21 protein-coding genes are annotated in these 18225 nt (G+C 75.0%); 13 read left to right on the top strand and 8 right to left on the bottom strand.

Annotation, left to right across the window (positions count from 1 at the left end; genetic code table 11):
* Positions 1 to 6: 6 nt before the first annotated feature.
* The 3 genes from VIG76_RS11490 to VIG76_RS11480 all read right to left on the bottom strand — a co-directional run bounded on the left by VIG76_RS11490 (position 7) and on the right by VIG76_RS11480 (position 2244).
* The gene (locus VIG76_RS11490; protein WP_331954236.1) at positions 7 to 948 is read right to left on the bottom strand and encodes an SMP-30/gluconolactonase/LRE family protein; all 942 of its coding nucleotides are present in this window, start codon (positions 946 to 948) and stop codon (positions 7 to 9) included.
* On the bottom strand, positions 945 to 1697 hold the full coding sequence (locus tag VIG76_RS11485; RefSeq protein WP_331954234.1) for an SDR family oxidoreductase: 753 nt from the start codon (positions 1695 to 1697) through the stop codon (positions 945 to 947). Before VIG76_RS11485 ends, VIG76_RS11490 begins: the two co-directional genes overlap by 4 nt.
* 292 nt (positions 1698 to 1989) lie before the next feature.
* Positions 1990 to 2244: a zinc-ribbon domain-containing protein gene (locus VIG76_RS11480; RefSeq protein WP_331954232.1), complete on the bottom strand. Its 255-nt coding sequence runs from the start codon at positions 2242 to 2244 to the stop codon at positions 1990 to 1992.
* An 81-nt stretch (positions 2245 to 2325) separates the two neighbouring features.
* On the opposite strand from VIG76_RS11480, the gene VIG76_RS11475 reads away from it, so the two are divergent.
* Complete coding sequence (locus VIG76_RS11475) at positions 2326 to 3753, top strand: serine hydrolase domain-containing protein (protein ID WP_331954230.1); 1428 nt, start codon at positions 2326 to 2328, stop codon at positions 3751 to 3753.
* A 49-nt stretch (positions 3754 to 3802) separates the two neighbouring features.
* On the opposite strand, the gene VIG76_RS11470 is transcribed toward VIG76_RS11475, so the two are convergent.
* Together VIG76_RS11470 and VIG76_RS11465 are read right to left on the bottom strand one after the other, a co-directional pair.
* Complete coding sequence (locus tag VIG76_RS11470; protein ID WP_331954228.1) at positions 3803 to 4660, bottom strand: fumarylacetoacetate hydrolase family protein; 858 nt, start codon at positions 4658 to 4660, stop codon at positions 3803 to 3805.
* 64 nt (positions 4661 to 4724) lie between these two features.
* On the bottom strand, positions 4725 to 5432 hold the full coding sequence (locus tag VIG76_RS11465; protein WP_331954226.1) for a hypothetical protein: 708 nt from the start codon (positions 5430 to 5432) through the stop codon (positions 4725 to 4727).
* A gap of 142 nt (positions 5433 to 5574) precedes the next feature.
* On the opposite strand from VIG76_RS11465, the gene VIG76_RS11460 reads away from it, so the two are divergent.
* The 3 genes from VIG76_RS11460 to VIG76_RS11450 all read left to right on the top strand — a co-directional run bounded on the left by VIG76_RS11460 (position 5575) and on the right by VIG76_RS11450 (position 7111).
* Positions 5575 to 5745, top strand: a complete 171-nt coding sequence (locus VIG76_RS11460) for a hypothetical protein (RefSeq protein ID WP_331954224.1) — start codon at positions 5575 to 5577, stop codon at positions 5743 to 5745.
* 43 nt (positions 5746 to 5788) lie between these two features.
* Complete coding sequence (locus VIG76_RS11455) at positions 5789 to 6172, top strand: HNH endonuclease (RefSeq protein WP_331954222.1); 384 nt, start codon at positions 5789 to 5791, stop codon at positions 6170 to 6172.
* Positions 6173 to 6295: 123 nt separating this feature from the next.
* The gene (locus VIG76_RS11450) at positions 6296 to 7111 is read left to right on the top strand and encodes an alpha/beta fold hydrolase (RefSeq protein WP_331954219.1); all 816 of its coding nucleotides are present in this window, start codon (positions 6296 to 6298) and stop codon (positions 7109 to 7111) included.
* A 93-nt stretch (positions 7112 to 7204) separates the two neighbouring features.
* Here the strand turns inward: VIG76_RS11450 and VIG76_RS11445 are convergent, their stop codons facing one another.
* Together VIG76_RS11445 and VIG76_RS11440 are read right to left on the bottom strand one after the other, a co-directional pair.
* Positions 7205 to 7732 (bottom strand): hypothetical protein, encoded by a 528-nt coding sequence (locus tag VIG76_RS11445; protein WP_331954217.1) that lies wholly within the window; start codon positions 7730 to 7732, stop codon positions 7205 to 7207.
* On the bottom strand, positions 7729 to 8772 hold the full coding sequence (locus VIG76_RS11440) for a Gfo/Idh/MocA family protein (RefSeq protein ID WP_331954215.1): 1044 nt from the start codon (positions 8770 to 8772) through the stop codon (positions 7729 to 7731). The genes VIG76_RS11445 and VIG76_RS11440 overlap by 4 nt, the downstream gene beginning before the upstream one ends.
* A gap of 59 nt (positions 8773 to 8831) precedes the next feature.
* Here VIG76_RS11440 and VIG76_RS11435 point away from each other — a divergent pair, with 59 nt between their 5' ends.
* The 7 genes from VIG76_RS11435 (at position 8832) to folE (ending at position 14172) form a co-directional block, all read left to right on the top strand.
* On the top strand, positions 8832 to 9560 hold the full coding sequence (locus VIG76_RS11435; protein ID WP_331954213.1) for an SGNH/GDSL hydrolase family protein: 729 nt from the start codon (positions 8832 to 8834) through the stop codon (positions 9558 to 9560).
* A gap of 3 nt (positions 9561 to 9563) precedes the next feature.
* Positions 9564 to 10190, top strand: a complete 627-nt coding sequence (locus VIG76_RS11430) for a uracil-DNA glycosylase (RefSeq protein ID WP_331954211.1) — start codon at positions 9564 to 9566, stop codon at positions 10188 to 10190.
* A gap of 215 nt (positions 10191 to 10405) precedes the next feature.
* A complete protein-coding gene (locus VIG76_RS11425; protein ID WP_331954209.1) occupies positions 10406 to 11050 on the top strand; it encodes a TetR family transcriptional regulator C-terminal domain-containing protein in 645 nt (214 codons plus the stop codon).
* Between the two features lie 114 nt (positions 11051 to 11164).
* Complete coding sequence (locus tag VIG76_RS11420) at positions 11165 to 11905, top strand: hypothetical protein (RefSeq protein ID WP_331954207.1); 741 nt, start codon at positions 11165 to 11167, stop codon at positions 11903 to 11905.
* Positions 11906 to 11951: 46 nt separating this feature from the next.
* Positions 11952 to 12758 carry a dihydropteroate synthase gene (gene folP / locus VIG76_RS11415; RefSeq protein WP_331954205.1) on the top strand — a complete coding sequence of 269 codons (807 nt, stop codon included), beginning with the start codon at positions 11952 to 11954 and terminating at the stop codon, positions 12756 to 12758.
* Positions 12755 to 13606, top strand: coding sequence for a 2-amino-4-hydroxy-6-hydroxymethyldihydropteridine diphosphokinase (gene folK / locus VIG76_RS11410; protein ID WP_331954203.1), 852 nt, complete (start codon positions 12755 to 12757; stop codon positions 13604 to 13606). Before folP ends, folK begins: the two co-directional genes overlap by 4 nt.
* Complete coding sequence (gene folE / locus VIG76_RS11405; protein ID WP_331954201.1) at positions 13603 to 14172, top strand: GTP cyclohydrolase I; 570 nt, start codon at positions 13603 to 13605, stop codon at positions 14170 to 14172. The genes folK and folE overlap by 4 nt, the downstream gene beginning before the upstream one ends.
* A 7-nt stretch (positions 14173 to 14179) precedes the next feature.
* Here folE and VIG76_RS11400 read toward each other — a convergent pair whose 3' ends face one another.
* Complete coding sequence (locus VIG76_RS11400) at positions 14180 to 14482, bottom strand: putative quinol monooxygenase (RefSeq protein ID WP_331954199.1); 303 nt, start codon at positions 14480 to 14482, stop codon at positions 14180 to 14182.
* 120 nt (positions 14483 to 14602) lie between these two features.
* On the opposite strand from VIG76_RS11400, the gene pepN reads away from it, so the two are divergent.
* Together pepN and VIG76_RS11390 are read left to right on the top strand one after the other, a co-directional pair.
* Positions 14603 to 17140 carry an aminopeptidase N gene (pepN, locus tag VIG76_RS11395; RefSeq protein WP_331954197.1) on the top strand — a complete coding sequence of 846 codons (2538 nt, stop codon included), beginning with the start codon at positions 14603 to 14605 and terminating at the stop codon, positions 17138 to 17140.
* 162 nt (positions 17141 to 17302) lie between these two features.
* Positions 17303 to 18211, top strand: a complete 909-nt coding sequence (locus VIG76_RS11390) for a hypothetical protein (RefSeq protein ID WP_331954195.1) — start codon at positions 17303 to 17305, stop codon at positions 18209 to 18211.
* Positions 18212 to 18225: the final 14 nt, after the last annotated feature.

Below are 18225 nucleotides of genomic sequence, written 5' to 3'. Positions count from 1 at the left end.
ATCGCCTCAGGGCGCCTGAGCGCCGCGCACGTCGAGGTGCACGGCGTAGAGCGAGGAGGTGGCCGTCATCAGCAGCCGCGTCTTCTTCGGGCCGCCGAACACGAGGTTCGCGCAGCCCTCGGGCAGGTGGATGCGGCCGAGCAGCACGCCGTCGGCGTCGTAGCAGTGCACGCCGTCGTAGCCGGGCCCGCCCGCGGCGGCCGTCCAGAGGTTGCCCGCCGTGTCGATCCGGATGCCGTCGGACGTCCCCGGCCCCATGTCGACGAAGGGGCGGCCGTTCGCCGGCCGCCCGTCGACCATGTCGTAGACGCGGATGTCCTTGTCGACGACGTAGAGCAGGGACTCGTCGGGGGAGAACGCGATGCCGTTCGGCCGGGCCATGTCGGTGATGACGGCCTCGAGATCGAGGGTGTCCGGGTCGATCCGGTACACCTGGCAGGGGATCTCCTTCTCGGCCCTGTCGCCCTCGAAGTCGCTCTCGACGCCCCAGCCCGGGTCGGTGAACCAGATGCCACCGTCGGCCGCGACGACGACGTCGTTGGGGGCGTTCAGCGGCTTGCCCTCGAACCGGTCGGCGAGCACGGTGCGGCGGCCGTCGTGCTCGGTGCGGGTGACGCGGCGGGTCAGGTGCTCGCAGGTGATCAGGCGGCCCTGCCGGTCGCGGGTGCCGCCGTTCGCGTTGTTCGACGGCTGCCGGAAGACGCTCGTCGCGCCGGACTCCTCGGCCCAGCGCAGCATCCGGTCGTTCGGGATGTCGGAGAAGACGAGGTAGCGGCCGTCGCCGAACCAGACGGGCCCCTCGAGCCAGCGGCCGCCGGTCCAGAGCCGCTCGACGACAGCCTGGAAGGGCAGCATCGACCGGAACCGCTCGTCGATGATCTCGATCGCCGGGTCGGGGAGGCGCACGATGCTGCGGTCGCGCTCCCAGACCGTCTCGTAGGCGCTCATCCGCGGCCCACCAGCGGCATCGCGGTGGCCATGACGGTCATCGTCGCGACGTTCGAGGTGAGCGGCAGGCCGGCCATCAGCACGACGGCGGCGGCCACGTCGGCGACGGCCATGGTCGGTTCGGGCCGGACTGATCCGTCGGCCTGGCGGACGCCGTCGTTCATCGAGGCCGTCATGTCGGTGGACGCGTTGCCGATGTCGATCTGCCCGCAGGCGATGCCGTAGGGGCGCCCGTCGAGCGAGATCGACTTCGTGATGCCGGTGATCGCGTGCTTCGTCGCCGTGTAGGCGAGCGACAGCGGGCGCGGCGCCTGCGCGGAGATGGACCCGTTGTTGATGATCCGGCCGCCCTGCGGCCGCTGGTCGCGCATGATGCGGAACGCCTCCCTGGTGCAGAGGAACGCGCCGGTGAGGTTCGTGTCGACGACGGCACGCCACTCGTCGAGCCCGATCGCGTCGGGCTGGACCGCGGAGCCGCCGCGGCCGGCGTTGTTGAAGAGCAGGTCGAGGCGGCCGTGGCGCTGCACCACGCCGGCGAAGAGGTCGGCGACCGACGCCTCGTCGGTCACGTCCGCGACGGCGGTGTCGAGGGCGAGGCCCGGATGCGCGTCGCGCACGGCGGTGAGCGGCTGCTCGCGGCGGCCGGCGAGCACGACGGTCCAGCCGGCCTCGGCGAGCGCGATGCCGCAGGCTGCGCCGATCCCGGTGCCACCGCCCGTGACGACTGCGACGGATCCGGGCGTGACCACGCCTTCACCCTAGGCCCGCGCCCCGACGCCCCGCCCACCCCCTCAGCTGTTGCCACTTTCTGCGAGCATGGCGCGCTCAAGGTCGCGAAAAGTGGCAACTCCCCTGAGGTGGGCCCGTCAGCGCATGCCCGCCCGGCCCCCGTACGTCCACCATCGGTTGGGGTTGCCACTCGTGGTGACTTGCCGGCCCGAGAAGTCGCCAACAGTTCCAGCACCCCGTGGGTTGCCACTCGTGGCGACGTGCTGGCCCGAGAAGTCGCCACGAGCGGCAACTCCCGTGAGGGGGGAGCCGTCAGCGGATGGACTGGCTCGCGGCCCACCGCTCCGCGTTCTCCACCTGGTCGCGGCTGAGGTCGACCTCGCGGCCGCAGCTCATGCAGACGTTGACGTACGAGCGGGAGACGGTGAAGAGCGGCAGGAAGAAGAGGGTGAGCCGCGTGCGGCGCTCGACCACCTGCTGCGCGGCGTGGAAGCCGCAGAAGTGGCACACGAACCAGACCGTCGCGCGCAGCGCGACGCTCGTCCGCGTGCCGAGGAGCAGGATCACGGGACGGAGGGTACCGGCCGCACCCTCCGGCCGGCGGCGCTCTCGCCGGATGCCTGGGGAGGGGTCGGTAGCGTTCCCCGGGTGACGACTCCGCTCCACCCCAGCACCCCATCCGCCGAGGGCGTCGACGCCCGCGGCATCGCCCGCTTCCTCGACGCGCTCGAGGCACTGCCCGGCACCGTGCCGCACGGCGTGGTGCTCCTGCGCCACGGCCGCACGATCGCGGAGGGCTGGTGGGCGCCGTTCACCCCGGACCGGCTGCACCTGCTCTACTCGCTGAGCAAGACCTTCACGAGCACCGCCCTCGGCTTCGCGATCGCGGAGGGCCTCGTCGGCCTCGACGACGCGGTCGTCGACCACTTCCCCGAGTTCCAGGCCGAGATCACCGGCCCGCGCGCCCGGCGGATGCGGGTGCGCGACGTCGTCGCGATGTCGAGCGGCCACCTCGTCGACATGATCAACGCGGCGACGTCCGGCGATCCGCACGAGCCGATGCGGGGCTTCCTGCTGCACGAGCCCGAGTCGGAGCCGGGCAGCGTCTTCACCTACAACCAGCTCGCGACCTACTCCGTCGCGTCGATCGTGCAGAAGGAGTCGGGGCAGCGGCTCGTCGACTACCTGCGCCCGCGCCTGCTCGATCCGCTCGGCATCGGGCCGGTCGGCTGGCAGCAGTACCCCGAGGGCCGCGACATGGGCTTCAGCGGCCTGCACGCGACGACCCGCGACATCGCCCGGCTCGGCCAGGTCTACCTCGACGGAGGCCGCTTCGAGGGCCGGCAGGTGCTGCCGGAGGGCTGGGCGGAGGAGGTGCCGCAGAAGCGGATCGAGACGGCGCCCGGCGAGACCGAGCCCGACTGGGCGCTCGGTTACGGCTACCAGGTCTGGCTGTCGCGGCACGGCTGGCGGATGGACGGCGCCTTCGGCCAGTTCGTGCTCGTGCTGCCCGAGTTCGACGCGGTGCTCGCGATCACCGAAGCCGCCGAGCCGGCCGGGCCGGTGCTCGAGGCCGTGTGGGAGCACCTGGTGCCCGCATTCGCGGGTGGCGGGGACGCCGAGGCGGATGCGGCGCTCGCCGAGCGCCTGCGCGGCCTCACCGTGCCGGTGCCGGCCGGGACCGCGGCGCCGGGCGGCGAGGAGCACGCCTGGACCGGCGCCTATCCGCCGGCCGAGGGGAGCGAGCCGCCCTTCGTGCGGGTCGAGCTCGCGCGCGGCGGCGACGGCTGGACGCTCGTGGTCGACGACGGGGACGCCCAGGCGACGCTGCCCGTCGGCCGGCCCGGCTGGTCGACGGTGGAGGGTTCGGACGGAGTCGGTCCCATCGGGATCGGCGGCGGCTGGCGCGACGGCACGCTGGCGCTCGAGGTGCTGTTCCTCGAGACGCCGCACCGCATCGAGCTCGAGCTGCGCCGCGAAACCCACGACTTCATCGCGCGCTGGGTGCCGGAGCCCCTCGGCTTCCTGCCCGACCAGCGCGCGCTCGGCATGGCGGCGCCCCCGGTCCTCGGCTGACTGGCCGGCCCGGGTTCATCCGGCTACCGCGTGAGGGTGAGGTGAGGGGTCAGGCCGTGAAGGTCTGGCGGATGCTGCCGACGCCCTCGATCTCGGTGACGAGCACCTGACCCGGCTGCAGGAACCGCTGCGGCGTCCGACCGAGGCCGACGCCCGACGGCGTCCCGGTGAAGATCAGGTCGCCGGGGCGCAGCTCGACGATCGCGGACAGCCGCGCGATCAGCTCCGGCACGGCGAAGACCATGTCGGCGGTGGTGCCGTCCTGCAGCACCTCGTCGCCGTCCGGGCCGGTGAGCCGGCAGCCGATCCGCAGCGCGCCGAGGTCGCGGCCCTCGCCGACCTCGTCGACCGTCACGACGGCCGGACCCGTCGGCGCGTAGCCGGCGAACGACTTGCCGAGCCCGAACTGCGGCCGGTCGCCGCGGTTCTGCACCGTGCGGTCGGAGAGGTCCTGGCCGACGGTGAGGCCCGCGACGGCGTCCCAGCCCGCGGGCAGGTCACGGCCGCCCTCGCCGATCACGACGACGAGCTCGGCCTCCCAGTCCACCCGGTCGCCGCGCAGCCGCACGGTCGCCTCCGGCCCGGTGAGCGACGACGGGAACTTCGTGAAGACCAAGGGCTCCGTCGGCAGCGCCATGCTCGTCTCGGCGGCGTGGTCGGCGTAGTTCAGCCCGATCGCGAACACCTGCTGCGGCACCGGCACCGGGGCGTCGAGGTCGCCGACCTCGAACGGCTGGGCGGCCGGAGCCGCGTCGACGTCGACCGTCGACGCCCACTGCCGGAACGCCTCCCAGTCGGCCCAGACGGACATCGGATCGGGGCCGAACCGGCCTTCGCTCGCCGTCGCCACGTCGACGGCGGCCGTGCCGAGCAGCACGGCCCGTCCAGCCAGGTTCGCGATCCGCATCCTCGAGTCCTTCCTCGCAGCCTGCTCCCGACCGTAGCCCGACGGCCGAGGTCTCGCCTGCGGGTCAGCCGAGCAGTGAGACGGCCCGGGCGATCACGAGCGCGAGCATCACGAAGGCGGTGAACGCCTCGACGCCCATCAGCGCCTTCGCCCGGGACCTGAGCGGCATGACGTCGGTCGGCGAGAACGCCATCGAGTTCGTGAGCGAGAAGTACAGGTAGTCGAGGTAGCCGGCCGCCCAGTCGGACTTCTCGGAGGATCCGACCGCGACCTCGTCCACGGCGTCCGCATCCTCGTCCTGGGGGAAGCGGAAGTCGGCGGGCGGCAGCTCGCCGCGCGCCTTGCGCCGTCTCGAGACGGGGCCGCCCCGGTCGAGCTCCCAGTAGACGAGCGCGAACGCGATCACGTTGGTCGCCCACACCTGCAGGGTCGCGAGCAGGATCGCCGGGCCGTCCTTCCTGTCCGACGTGATGAGCGCATGGATGAGGATCGCGAGCGCCACCTGGTTCGCGACGAGCAGGATGAGCGCCTGCACGACCGAGAGGATCCGCGACCAGCGCGTCTGCTTGTCGAGGCGGCGCGGGTTCAGCACGAGCACCGGCACGAGCAGCACGAGCCCGAGCACGACGACGACGATCCGCAGCCAGACCGGCACGCTGCTCGGCAGGGCGCCGTACGCCGCGAGCGCCACGAGGACCCCCAGGACGGCCGGCCAGCGGGACTCCGCCAGCACGGTGCGGGACGGCTGCGCCGCCGATCGCCGCCCCGTCATGCCCGCGATCCTCGCTTCCGGCCCCCTCGGGAGCGGCACGCCGCGCCGGGCGGAATGGGTGGAACCACGTATGGAGGTGCCGGTCGCATCGGCCTACCGTGCGTTCGGGGCCGCAGCAGCGGGCGGCGTGGGGGAGGGATCGGTGGTTCTCGAATCGGTCACGCGCCCCGCTCCGGCCGAGGTCCGGCTCATCACGGTCTCGGTGGCGGTCCTGCTGGGGATGGGAGCCGTGATCGCGGTCGTGCCGGTGCTGGCGCCGGCGCAGCAGGCCGGCATGCACGCGCCCCACGTGCCGCGCGCGCATCCGCGCTGAGGCGTCGCGCACGTCCCGACGGCGGCGGGCGCACCATGGACCCGTGGTGCAGCAGGGGCGGGCGGAGCGGCTGCGCGAGGCGCGCCGTCGCGACGGCGACACCTGCATCTGGTGCGGGCAGCCGTTCACCGACCGCACGCGCCCGACGCGGGAGCACGTCGTGCCGCGCGTGAAGGGCGGGCCGTCGTGGCTCGAGAACGAGGTGGCCGCCTGCCGACGCTGCAACGGCGAGCGTGGCCACCGAGGCGCGGTCGAGTGGCTCGAGGAGTGCGAGCGGCGCGGCTGGACGCCCGACGCCGACCGGCTCCTGCGCGTCCTCGAGGCGCTCGCGGCGGCGATCGCGGTGCGCGGCGGCCAGCGCCGGGCGCGCCCGGTGCTCGACGCGCAGCTCCGGCGGCTGCGGAAGCGGGCACGGGCCGCCGCCTGACTCGAGCCTCCATCGCGCCGTTCCGGAGAAACCGGGCGACACGCCGCGCTGCGCGCGCGAACAGCGGCGTGTCGCGCAGGAACTCCGGAACGGCGCGATTCCGGGGGGCTCTACCGTGAGCGGATGAGCGCAGCGGCGAGCATCAGGACGTCCGACGGCCGCACCCTGCAGGTGGCGGATGCCGGCGGCGCGGGCTTCCCGCTGCTCTGGCAGGCCGGTTCCCCGCACACCGGCGACCTGATCGGGCCGGTGCGGGCGGCGGCGGAGGCGGCGGGGCTCCGCTTGATCGGCTGGGCGCGGCCGGGCTACGGCGCATCCACGCGGTGGCCGGACCGCCGGATCGCCGACGCCGCAGCGGATGCCGCGGTCGTCGCGGACGCGCTCGGCATCGACCGGTTCGCCCTGGCCGGCTACTCGGGCGGCGGCCCCCACGCCCTCGCCGCCGCAGCCCTGCTCCCGGACCGCGTCGCCGCCGTCGGCACGTTCGCGTCCGTCGCGCCCGACACGGGCGGCGACGACTGGCTCGCCGGCATGGCCTCCCCGGAAGCCCTCACCGCGGCCCGGCAGGGGCGCGCGGCGCGGGAGGCGCTGCCCGACGACTTCGACCCCGAGAGCTTCGTCGCCGCCGACTGGGCGGCGCTCGGGGGGCCGCTCGCCGCGATCGGCGAGGACGCCGTCCGTGCCGGCAGCCAGGGGACCGACGGCCTCGTCGACGACGACGTCGCCTTCGCGCAGCCGTGGGGCGTGGATCTCGCCCGCGTCACGGCCCCGGTGCTGCTCGTGCAGGGCGACGCCGACCGCGTCATCCCGCCGGCCCATGCGCGCCTGCTCGGCGCCGCGATCCCGCACGCCGAGGTGCGCATCCGTCCGGGCGACGGGCACGTCAGCGTGCTCGCCGCGCTGTCCGAGGTGTTCGCGGCCCTCGCCGCCGCCCGGTGACGACGTCGAGCCGGCGCGGGGCCGCGACCGAGCCGGCGCTGCCGGCGCTCGCGGCCCTCGGCCTCGTGGCGGCCCGAGCGATCCGCGGTCGGGTCAGGCGCCCTGCGGCGGATGCAGCAGCAGCTCGGCCCGCTCGCTGAGGTAGGGGTCGAACGGGGCGGCCGCCTCGTCGCCGAGCGACGCGCTCCACTTCACCAGCACCCGGCCGTCGCGGAGCAGCAGCGGGCCCGCGGATGCGGCGAGCGCCTCGACGGTGAGCGGGATCGGCCGGGCGTCGTAGTTCACCGTCTCGCCGCGCGTGAACGGCCCCCGGTACGCGGCGGCGCGATGCTCGCGGCGGTCCTCGACCGAGAGGGCGACATGGCCGGGATGTCCCGGCTCGACCGCGCGGGTGGTCGCGCCGGTCGCGAGCAGCGACCCGTCCGGGGTCAGCAGCACGACGCCGAGCCGCCAGACGCGGCCGAGCGGCCGCATCTGCGACGGCCGGTCGATCAGCAGCACCCGGCGGGCCGGCACGTACTCCGCCAGCGCCTCGTCGCGGGCGCCGGCGGCGGTGAGGGCGTCCGCGGTGCGGCGGGCGAGTGCCGCGACCGCCCGGACCGCTTCCTCGTCCGCCGTCATGCGGTCCAGCCGGGCGGATCCGCGTAGCCGAGCTCGTGCCGGGCCGCGTCGAGGGTCTCGAGCACCGCGATCGCGCGCTCGGCGGGATGCTCCGGGCATCCGGTGCGTCCCTCCACGATCGCGCGGGCCGTCGCCGCGCCCTCGTAGCAGAGGCCCTGCCGGAACGGGCGCCCGTACGGGTCCTCCCAGCGGTCGGCCACCGCGCCGTCGGCGCCGAACAGCGTCAGCCCGCTCGCCGCCCAGTAGGGCGAGTCGACCTCGACGCGGCCCGCGGCGCCGACCACGGATGCCCTCCAGGCGGTGCGGCCGCGGAGCCCGACGACGCCGATGCCCTGCGCCTCGCCGGCCTCGAGCAGCAGGGTCGCCTGCTCGTCGACGCCCGTGGGCCCGAGCGCACCGCGGGCCGTGACCGCATCCGGGGTGCCGAGCGTGAACTGCGACCACCAGGCGACGTAGACGCCGAGATCGAGCAGCGCGCCGCCGCCCTGCGCGGGATCGAGCAGCCGGCTCGACGGATCGCGCGGGGCCGGGCCGCCCGCGAAGTCGGCGGTGGCGAGGGAGAGCCGCCCGAGCGCGCCGTCCTCGAGCAGCTGCGCGACGACGTCGGTCTGCGGCAGGAACCGCGTCCACATCGCCTCCATGGCGAAGACGCCCGCGGCCTCCGCAGCGGCGAAGATCGTGCCCGCGAGGTCGGCGGTCACCGCGACGGGCTTCTCGATGAGCACGTGCTTGCCGGCCGCGATGGCCAGCAGGGCGTTCGCGGTGTGCTCGCTGTGCGGGGTCGCGATGTAGACGACGTCCACCTCGGGATCCGCGACGAGCGCCTCGTACCCGACGTGCACGTTCGGCACGGCGTAGGTCGCGGCGAACGCCGCCGCGCGCTCGGCGCTCCTGGAGCCGACGGCGACGACCCGCTGCCGCGTGTGCCGCTGGAGCGCGGCGACGAAGTCGCCCGCGATCTCCCCGGGTCCGAGCACGCCCCAGCGGAGGACGGGGGCGTCGGCGGGATCGGGGGTGCGGGTGGCAGGCAGGAGCGGCACGCCGCCATCCTCGCCGATCCGGCTTCCGCTCGTCTGCGCTCGCAGGGCATGCTGGAGGGGTGTCCCCGCTCTCCCGGATCGTGATCGCGGCCGTCGCTGCGACCGCCCTCACCGGTGCGGACCTCGCCCGGGCCGCCCCCGCCGAGGCGGGCGGTCGGCTGTACGCGATCGGCGACTCCTGGGCGGCTGGATACGGCGCGGATCCGATCCATGCGCTCCTTCAGGATGCGGCGGATGATCTCGGCATGACGGCGGTCGTGGACGGTGAGGGAGGGAGCGGGTACCTCACCGCGCCGCCCGGCACCCGCACCTACCCGCAGCGGGCGGCGTCGGTGCCCGCGGGCACCGCGGCCGACATCGTGGTGGTGCAAGGCGGCAGCAACGACGACCTCGCGGATCTCGGTGCACTGCCCGCCGCGGTGGACGCCACGATCGAGGGCGTCCACCGGTCGCTGCCGCACGCGGCGATCGTGCTGCTCGGTCCCGGCCCGGACCCCTGGCCCGTCACCGCCGTGCAGCTGCGGGTCGACCGGATCATCGCAGCGGAAGCGGGCCGGCTGCACGTGCGCTACGTGTCCCCGCTTCGTGAGGGCTGGTTCACGGGCCAGGACATCGACACGATCATCGACCCCGTCACCCTCCACCCGAGCGTCGCCGGGGACGAGATCCTCGGCGCCCGATTCGCTGCGGACCTGCGGCCGCTGCACCATCGGCATCCGGCCCGCGTCGCGACGCGGTCAGGGGCGGGCGCCGCCCGTCGCGCCCTCAAGCGACAGCGCCGCGCCTAGCGGATGCCCGACCTCTCGCGCTTCCTCGAGCTGCTCGCCGTCGTGCCGGTGCCCGCGGATGCCGAGCCGCTCTGGGACGCGAGCACCCCGGCCGGCGCGCTGCGCCTGACGAACCTCCGCCGCTACCTCGAGCTCGTCGGCGACGCCGACACCGCCCTCATCGCCGAGGCGCCCGGCCACCGGGGCGCGACCGTCACCGGGGTGCCGTTCATGAGCCTCCGCGAGCTCACGGCCCGGCCGGGCCTGCTGACCGGGGACCCCGGCGGCGACGGCTTCGCGGTCCCGGACGGCCCGGCGCCCGCCTGGGAGGCGTCCTCAGCGATCGTCTGGTCCGCGCTCGCGACCTGGGGGCGCCCGCTGCCGGTGTCGTGGCCGATCGTGCCGCACCACCCGTTCCGCGCCGGCGACGCCGCCTCGAACCGCACGCCGCGACCGCAGGAGGTGCGGGACGGCACCCCGGCGACCCTCGAGCTGCTCGCCGCCTTCGGCATCCGCCGCGTCGTCGCGGTCGGCCGGAAGGCGGAGGCGGCGCTCGCGGCCGCGGGTGTCGAGGCCGTGGCGGTGCGGCATCCGGCCCAGGGCGGCGCGGCACGCTTCACCGAGGGCATCCGGAGCCTCTCACCCGGCTGATCGGCCGGTGCGCCCCCGGTTCCCCGGGGCGCACGAACGGGGGCAGGCGGACCGCGCCGATCCAGGCCAGGATCGTGTTCGCACCGCACGACTCGCGGGGTGCCGCTTCGGCACGAACCGGCGCCCGGCGTGGACCATGTGGTGCACGTTCGACGGTGCGCCGGGCCCGGATCCTGCTCCTCCCGCATCGGTGACGCCGAGACCGTGGAGGGACCATGAGGCGCAAGCAGAGCCAGGTGTCGATCGACGAACTCGTCGAGGCGGCGGTCAGCATCGCGTTCGACGAGGGCCTGCACGCCGTCACGCCCACCGCGGTGGCGGCGCGCTGCACCACGACCCCGAAGGTCGTGCTGCAGCACCGCCCCGATCCCGACGCGTTCGTCGCCGAGGTGTTCGGGCGGATCGTCGGCGCGGAGCTCGCCGAGGTGAAGCGGGTCGTGCTCGCGCATCCGGCGCCGACAGTGCAGCTCACCGCCCTGCTCGAGACGCTCGCGCTGCCCGTGCGGATGGACGTCGACTCGGTCTGGCTCGAGTCCTGGAGCCTCGGCCGCCGCAACGACGCCCTCGCCGCGGCCGTCCGCGAGGAGGAGGGGGCGTGGCACACGTTCGTCTCCTCGGTCATCCGCCGCGGCGTGCGCTCCGGTGACTTCCTTCCCGCCGACCCCGACACGGTCGCCCACCTGCTGCTCGCGGTCATCGACGGCGTGAACGCCTACTCGCTCGTCGGCTACCACTCCGACCTCGACCGGATGCGGCTGCTCACCTCCGTGGTGCGCAGCGAGCTCGGCGTGCTGTCGGAGGGCCAGGCGGAGACGAAGGAGGGCTCGCTCGACCGGGGCTCCGCTTCCGTCGAGGCCTGAGCCCCAGCTCGAGGACCCCGCGTCTGCTGTCCGCACGGACGACTGCTCGCGTTTCGGCGGCAGCAGATGTCCGCACGGACAGCACGCATGGCAGTAGTCGGCAGACTCTTCGTCGTGGAGACGGATCCGGGACGGCTGCGCCTCATCGCGGCGATCGGCGCGGCGGTGCTGCTCGCCGAGGTGATCGTGCTCGGGATCCTGCTCGCGACCGCGCCGCGCCCGGCTGCCGCGCTGCCCGTCGGCGTGACCCTGCGCGGGGCGGACGGATCCATCGTGCGCGTGCCGCTCGCCGCGGTCTCGGCCGGACCCGCCGCCGTCGTGGTGCTCGTGCTCGCCGCGGCCGCGCGGCTCGTCGCGCTGCCGGGCGGCGCAGCCCGGCGTCGATGCGACGCCGTCGCGCGCAACCGGCATCCGCTCCGCTGGTGGGAGTGGTCGTTCACCCTCCCGATCACCGTGTTCCTCGTCGCGCAGCTGAACGGGATCGCCGAGGTGCCCGCCCTCGTGCTCGTCTACGCGGTCACCGCCGGCGCCGTGCTGATCGCCGCCCTCCAGGAGGCGATGCCCGCCGGCCGGCCGCTCGCCCTGATGCTCGCCGCCGCGCTCGGCATCGTCCCGTGGGGCGTGATCGCCTTCGTGCAGATCGGCGCCGGGCTCGCCGGGCATCCGCCGTCGGGCGCCGTGCGGGTGCTCACGCTGCTGATGCTCGCGGCCGCCGCCGGCTTCCTCGTCCTCGTCTGGCGCGAGCAGTCGCGGGTGCGGCGGGACGTCGTCGACGCGCGGATGGAGCGGTGGATCTCGCTGCTCGGCGTCGTGACCCCGTCGGTGCTCGCCTGGATCGTGGTGCTCGCGGGCTGACGGGCACCCGTCCATCGCCCGGCCGTGGTCGCTAGCCTGATCGACCGTGCCTCCCGCCCCTCCCGTGCTCCTCGGCGTGCTGAACACGACGCCCGACTCCTTCAGCGACGGCGGACGCTACCTGGACCCCGCCGCCGCGATCGCGCACGGCCGCGCCCTCGTCGCCGCCGGGGCGGATGTCGTCGACGTCGGCGGCGAATCGACCCGGCCGGGTGCGCGCGCCGTCGGCGAGGCGGAGGAGCTGCGGCGCACGGTCCCGGTCGTCGCGGCCCTCGCGGACGACGGCATCCGGGTGAGCATCGACACCCGCTCCGCCGCGGTCGCCGAGGCCGCGCTGGCCGCCGGTGCGACGATCGTGAACGACGTCTCCGGCGGCCTGAAGGATCCGCGGATGCTGCGGGTCGTCGCTGCGTCGTCCGCCGAGCTCGTGCTCATGCACTCCCGCGGTCCCGCCGGCGACGCACCGCACTACAGCGACGTCGTCGGCGAGGTGCGGGCCGAGCTCGCGGCGCGCGTCGCGGCCGCCCGCGCGGCCGGCATCCCGGACGAGCGGCTCGTGCTCGACCCCGGCATCGGCTTCGCGAAGGGCGCGAAGGAGAACTGGGCGCTGCTCGCCCGCGTCGACGAGCTCGCCGTCGACGGCATCCGCCTGCTCGTCGGCGTCTCCCGCAAGCGCTTCCTCGCCTCGCTCGCGCCGGACGGCGCGCCCGCCGAGGCGCGCGACCTGCCGACCGCGGTGCTCTCCGCCCTCCTCGCCGGCCGCGGCGTCTGGGGCCTGCGCGTGCACGACGTAGCGGGCACGCGCACCGCGCTCGACGTGGTGGCTGCGCTGCGCGGGGCGGTGGCCGCATGAGCGGCGATCGCATCCTGCTCTCGGGCATCCGCGTGCGCGGCTTCCACGGGGTGCACCCCGAGGAGCGGGAGCAGGGGCAGGACTTCGTCGTCGACGTGGAGCTCGTCGTGCCGCTCGACGTCGCCGCCGCGACCGACGACGTGCTCGGCACCGTGCACTACGGCGAGCTCGCCAGGGCGATCGTCGCCGAGGTCCAGCGCGACCCGGTCGGCCTCATCGAGACCGTCGCGGATCGCGTCGCGCGGCTCGTGCTCGCCGACCCGCGGGTGGAGCGGGCGATCGTCACGATCCACAAGCCGCAGGCGCCCATCGGGGTGCCGTTCGGCGACGTCGCGGTGAGGGTGGACCGGACCGCGGCGCGCCTGCTGCCGCAGGAGCGCGTCGTGATCGCGCTCGGCGGCAACCTCGGCGAGCCCGCCCGCACCCTCGAGGCCGCCGTCGCCGCGCTCCGCCGCCTGCCCGGCCTCACCGTCGTGGCCGCGTCGGCGCCGATCGAGACCGTCGCGCTCACGAGCACCGGCCCCGACCCCGCCAAGCCGCGCTACGTGAACCGCGTCGTCGTGGGCACCACCACGCGCGAGCCCGATGCGCTGCTGACCGCGCTGCTCGGCATCGAGCGCGTCTTCGGCCGGCAGCGGCTCGAGCACTGGGGCGACCGCACCCTCGACCTCGACCTCATCGCCTACGGCGACCTGCGGATCGACCGTCCCGGCCTCACCGTCCCGCATCCGCGCGCGCACGAGCGCGACTTCGTCCTCGCCCCCTGGCTCGAGATCGAGCCGGACGCCGTGCTGCCGGGCTACGGGCCGGTGCGCGACCTGCTCTTCGCGATCGAGGGCCGGTCGTGACGGTCGACTCGGCCCGCGCCGCCGCGGCGGTCGCCGAGTTCCTCCGCGCGATGGGGGAGGACCCCGACCGGCCGGCGCTCGCCGCGACGCCCGCCCGCGTCGCGGAGCTCGGCGCCGAGCGGTTCGCCGGCGTCGGCGTGGACCCGGTGCCGGCGCTGGCCGCCGCCGCCGTCGCGGATGTCGCGGCACGCGGCCCGGTCGCGTTCCGCGCCATCCCGTTCGTCTCGACCTGCGAGCACCACCTGCTGCCGTTCGCCGGCACGGCCTCGATCGTCTACGCGCCGTCCGGGCCGGTCGCCGGCTTCGGCGCGCTCGCCCGGGTCGTCGACACCGTCGCCGCGCGGCCGCAGGTGCAGGAGCGGCTCACCGACGAGATCGCCGCGGCCGTCGCCGCTGCGCTCGACGCCGCCGGTGTGCTCGTCCTGCTCACCGCCGAGCACGACTGCGTGTCGCGGCGGGGGCGCCGCCTGCCCGGCACCTCGGTCGTCACCCTCGCCGCCCGCGGGATCTACGAGGGGGAGCCCGCCCGGGCCGAAGCCCTCCTGCTGGCCGGCGCGACGGGCTGACCTGCTGTCACGGCGTCAGCGGCGAGCCCGTGATGTCGAACTTCATGCTCACCATGTCGCCGTCGAGCAGCGGCAGCGCCTCGTGCAGGCCCTCCCGGACGGACCCGATGCCGAGCGACGCGCGATGCGCATCCGCGCTCTCCCAGACCTCGAGCACGTAGACGCGGTCGGGCGTCGTCTCGTTCACGCCCACCTCGTAGACGAGGCAGCCGCTCGTCGCGAGCTCGGGCTTGTACCGCGTCAGGATCGCGACGAGCTCGTCCCGCCTGCCGGGCATCGCCCGGAGGCTGCCCATGTTCCCCCACGTCACCGGACCATTCTTGCCTCAGCCCCGGCCGTCGCGCCCCGCCTCGGCTCACAGCGAACCGGCCGGGCGGGCCAGGATGCTGTCCTGGCGGATGCGGATGCCCGCCCACGAAGGGAGAGAGCCGTGCCCGGCCTGAACCTGACCCGCGCGGAGGCCGCCGAGCGGGCCGCGCTGATCACCGTCGACTCGATCGACATCGAGCTCGACCTGACTCGCGGATCGACCGAGTTCGGCTCCACGACGACGCTGCGGTTCGCCGCGACGGAGGGCGCCTCCACGTTCGTCGACGCCGTCACCGCCCGGGTGCACTCGGTGCGGCTGAACGGCGAGGACCTCGATCCGGCCGAGGTGAGCGACGGCATCCGCATCGCCCTGCCGCGCCTCGAGGACGAGAACGAGCTCGTCGTCGTCGCGGACGCCCGCTACGTGAACACGGGCCAGGGCCTGCACCGCTTCGTCGACCCGGTCGACGGCGAGGCGTACCTGTACACGCAGTTCGCGGTGCCCGACGCCCGGCGGATGTTCGCCGTCTTCGAGCAGCCGGACCTGAAGAGCACCTATCGGCTCACCGTGACCGCGCCCGCGCACTGGCAGGTCGTGTCGAACCAGCCGACGCCCGAGCCCGAGCCGGTCGCGGACGGGGCCGCCCGCTGGTCGTTCGGGCCGACCCCGCGCCTGTCGAGCTACCTCGTCGCCCTGATCGCCGGACCCTACGCCGTGCAGCGGGGCGAGCTGACCTCGTCCGACGGCCGCACGATCCCGCTCGGCGCCTTCGCACGGGCGTCCCTCGAGCCGTTCCTCGACGGCGAGGAGATGTTCGCGAAGGCCGCCGCGGGCGTCGCCTTCTACGAGTCGGCGTTCGGGGTGCCGTTCCCGTTCGACAAGTACGACCAGCTCTTCGTGCCCGAGTACAACATCGGCGCGATGGAGAACGCGGGCGCCGTCACGTTCATGGAGGCCTTCGTCTTCCGCTCCCGGGTGACCGAGGCGATGCGCGAGTCCCGCGCGATGGTCGTGCTGCACGAGCTCGCGCACATGTGGTTCGGCGACCTCGTGACGATGCGCTGGTGGGACGACGTCTGGCTGAACGAGTCGTTCGCCACGTTCGTCTCCTACCTCGCGACCGCCGAGGTGACCGAGTGGCGGGACGCGTGGGCGTCGTTCAACGCGGATGAGAAGAACTGGGCGTACGAGCAGGACCAGCTGCCGTCCACGCATCCGATCGAGGCGGAGATCCCCGACATCGACGCGGTGCAGGTGAACTTCGACGGCATCACCTACGCGAAGGGGGCGAGCGTGCTGAAGCAGCTCGTCGCCTACGTGGGCCGCGAGCCGTTCCTCACCGGGGTCGGCGCCTACCTGCGGAAGCACGCCTGGGGCAACGCGACGCTCGCCGACCTCTTCACCGAGCTCGCGGCGGCGAGCGGGCGCGACCTCGACGCCTGGAGCCGCGCCTGGCTGCGCACCTCGGGCGTGAACACGCTCGTGCCGGAGCTGGCGATCGCCGACGACGGGGGCGTCGTGCGCCTCGACCTCGTGCAGACCGCCACCGACGGGGAGCTGCGGCCGCACCGGCTCGCCGTCGGCTTCTACGACGAGCAGGACGGGCGCCTGGTGCGCACCCAGCGCATCGAGCTCGACGTCGAGGGGGAGCGCACGCCGGTGCCGCTGCCGGATCCGGTGCCGGCGCCTGCGCTGCTGCTCGTGAACGACGACGACCTCGCCTACGCGAAGGTGCGGCTCGATCCGGGCTCGCTCGCCACCGCCAGGGCCTCGCTGTCGCGGATCGACGACGCCGTCGCCCGCGTCCTCGTCTGGAGCGCGGTCTGGGACGCGACCCGGGACGCCGAGCTGCCCGCATCCGACTTCCTGACACTCGTGCTCGAGCACGCCGGCGCCGAGACGGTGTCGGCGACGCTGCAGATCGTGCTGAAGCAGGCCGTGCTCGCCGCGGAGGACTACGTGGCGCCCGCACGGCGGGGCGCGGCGCTCGAGGAGCTGGCCGACGGCCTGCTCGCCCTCGCCCGGGCTGCGGATGCGGGGTCGGACGCGCAGTTCCAGCTCGCGACGACCTTCGCGCGGATCGCGCGCTCGCCCGCGCAGCTCGACGCGGTGCAGGGGCTGCTCGACGGCACCGCCGGCCTGCCGGGGCTCGAGGTCGACACCGACCTCGGCTGGCGGCTGCTCGTCGCCCTCGTCGCCGGCGGCCGGGCAGGGGAGCCCGAGATCGCCGCCGCCCTCGCGAAGGACGACACCGCGAAGGGCCGCGAGACGGCGCTCGAGGCGCGGGCCGCGCTGCCGACGCCGGACGGCAAGGCGGTGGCCTGGGCCTCGGTCGTGGACTCCGCGGCGCTGCCGAACGCACAGGTGCGGGCCACGGCGGCCGGGTTCCGGCGAGTGCTTGCGCCCTCGCTGCTGGCGCCCTACGTGGAGCGCTACTTCGACGTGATCGAGGGCCTGTGGGCGGACCGCGAGTTCGCGATCGCGGAGGCGCTGGCCCGCGGCCTCTACCCGCTGCCGCTCGCGAGCGCGGCGCTCGCCGACGCGTCCCGGCGGTGGCTCGACGTGCATCCGGACCCGACGCCGCTGCGCCGGATCGTGGTGGAGCAGCTCGCCCGCGTCGACCGCGCCCTGCGGGCCCAGGAGGCCGACGCCGGCTGAGTCGGCCGCCGCCTGCGGCCCCGGCGCGTCGCGCTGCCCCGACGGGCCACTTCGGGCGGAACGGGCGTCCGATGACGCCCACAGGTGTCCGAAGTGGCCCGGCGCACCTGCGGCGGTTTCGGGCCGCGACGCGGCGACGGTGGTGCGTCGTAGGGTGCCGCCATGCCGGAGCCGGTCGACGCGTGGTGGGAGCGCCGGCGTGCGTCCACGGGCCGCCCGGTGCCCTATCCGGTCGGCGCCTACCGCGACGACTGGGCCCGCTACCCGGTGCTGCAGAAGCAGTACCACCCCGACCTCAACCGGGGCATCGCGCTCAGCCAGGTGCCGCTCGCCGCCGACGTGTGGCTGCTCTGGGAGTGCGACAGCGGCCACCGGTTCATCGCGACGCCGGAGGAGCAGCGGATGCGGCCGGGCCGCGAGCGGCGCCGCTCCACCTGGTGCCCGACCTGCTCCGAGCGGGCCCGCGGCCGCTCCCCGAGGGCGCTGCCGATGCGGCCGGCGGCGGCGGTCGCCGCAGAAGCCGCGGGCGAGCCGCTGCCGGTCGCGCCGGCGCCGAAGCCCGCAGCGCCGCCGCCGAGGCGCGCCCGCGCGAAGCCGCAGCGGACCCTCTGCCCGAACACGCCCGCGCTGCCGGTCGGTGAGCCGTTCGTGAGCAGCTGCGCGCCCGCCCCCGCATCCGCCGCCGAGGGCTCGCTCCGCGCCGCGCTCGTCGAGCGGATCGCGTTCGACCTCGCGCAGAACGCTGTGCGGCTCGCGCAGCCGTTCTTCGACCACCTCGAGGCGTGGCCCGACCTCGTGCTCGGTGACCTGCGCATCGCGATCGAGTACGACACGACCGGGCGCCACGGCCTCGAGCACGTCGGCCGGCGCGAGGCCGTCGACGCCCGCAAGGACCGCCTGCTGCGGCACGCGGGCTGGGAGGTCATCCGCATCCGCACGGGCGGGCTGGCGCCGCTCGGCCCGTACGACGTCGAGGCGGCGGGGGTCTCCGGCAGGCTCGTCGACCGCGTGCTCGACCGGATGCGTGACGTGCGCGGTGCGCTCTTCGTCGACGCCTACCTCCGCGGCTGAGGGGAGCGCGCGGC

The sequence above is a fragment of the Amnibacterium sp. genome (assembly GCF_036559085.1).
Taxonomy (GTDB): Bacteria; Actinomycetota; Actinomycetes; order Actinomycetales; family Microbacteriaceae; genus Amnibacterium.
Note: the sequence above shows the minus strand (reverse complement) of the source record. Positions and strands in the feature narration are given on the sequence as shown.

Excerpts from the sequence above, each read along its gene's own strand:
- VIG76_RS11490 (WP_331954236.1), bottom strand. The coding sequence starts at position 948 with ATGAGCGCCTACGAGACGGTCTGGGAGCGCGACCGCAGCATCGTGCGC.
- VIG76_RS11470 (WP_331954228.1), bottom strand. The coding sequence starts at position 4,660 with ATGCGGATCGCGAACCTGGCTGGACGGGCCGTGCTGCTCGGCACGGCC.
- VIG76_RS11465 (WP_331954226.1), bottom strand. The coding sequence starts at position 5,432 with ATGACGGGGCGGCGATCGGCGGCGCAGCCGTCCCGCACCGTGCTGGCG.
- VIG76_RS11450 (WP_331954219.1), top strand. The coding sequence starts at position 6,296 with ATGAGCGCAGCGGCGAGCATCAGGACGTCCGACGGCCGCACCCTGCAG.
- VIG76_RS11445 (WP_331954217.1), bottom strand. The coding sequence starts at position 7,732 with ATGACGGCGGACGAGGAAGCGGTCCGGGCGGTCGCGGCACTCGCCCGC.
- VIG76_RS11430 (WP_331954211.1), top strand. The coding sequence starts at position 9,564 with ATGCCCGACCTCTCGCGCTTCCTCGAGCTGCTCGCCGTCGTGCCGGTG.
- VIG76_RS11425 (WP_331954209.1), top strand. The coding sequence starts at position 10,406 with ATGAGGCGCAAGCAGAGCCAGGTGTCGATCGACGAACTCGTCGAGGCG.
- folK (WP_331954203.1), top strand. The coding sequence starts at position 12,755 with ATGAGCGGCGATCGCATCCTGCTCTCGGGCATCCGCGTGCGCGGCTTC.
- VIG76_RS11390 (WP_331954195.1), top strand. The coding sequence starts at position 17,303 with ATGCCGGAGCCGGTCGACGCGTGGTGGGAGCGCCGGCGTGCGTCCACG.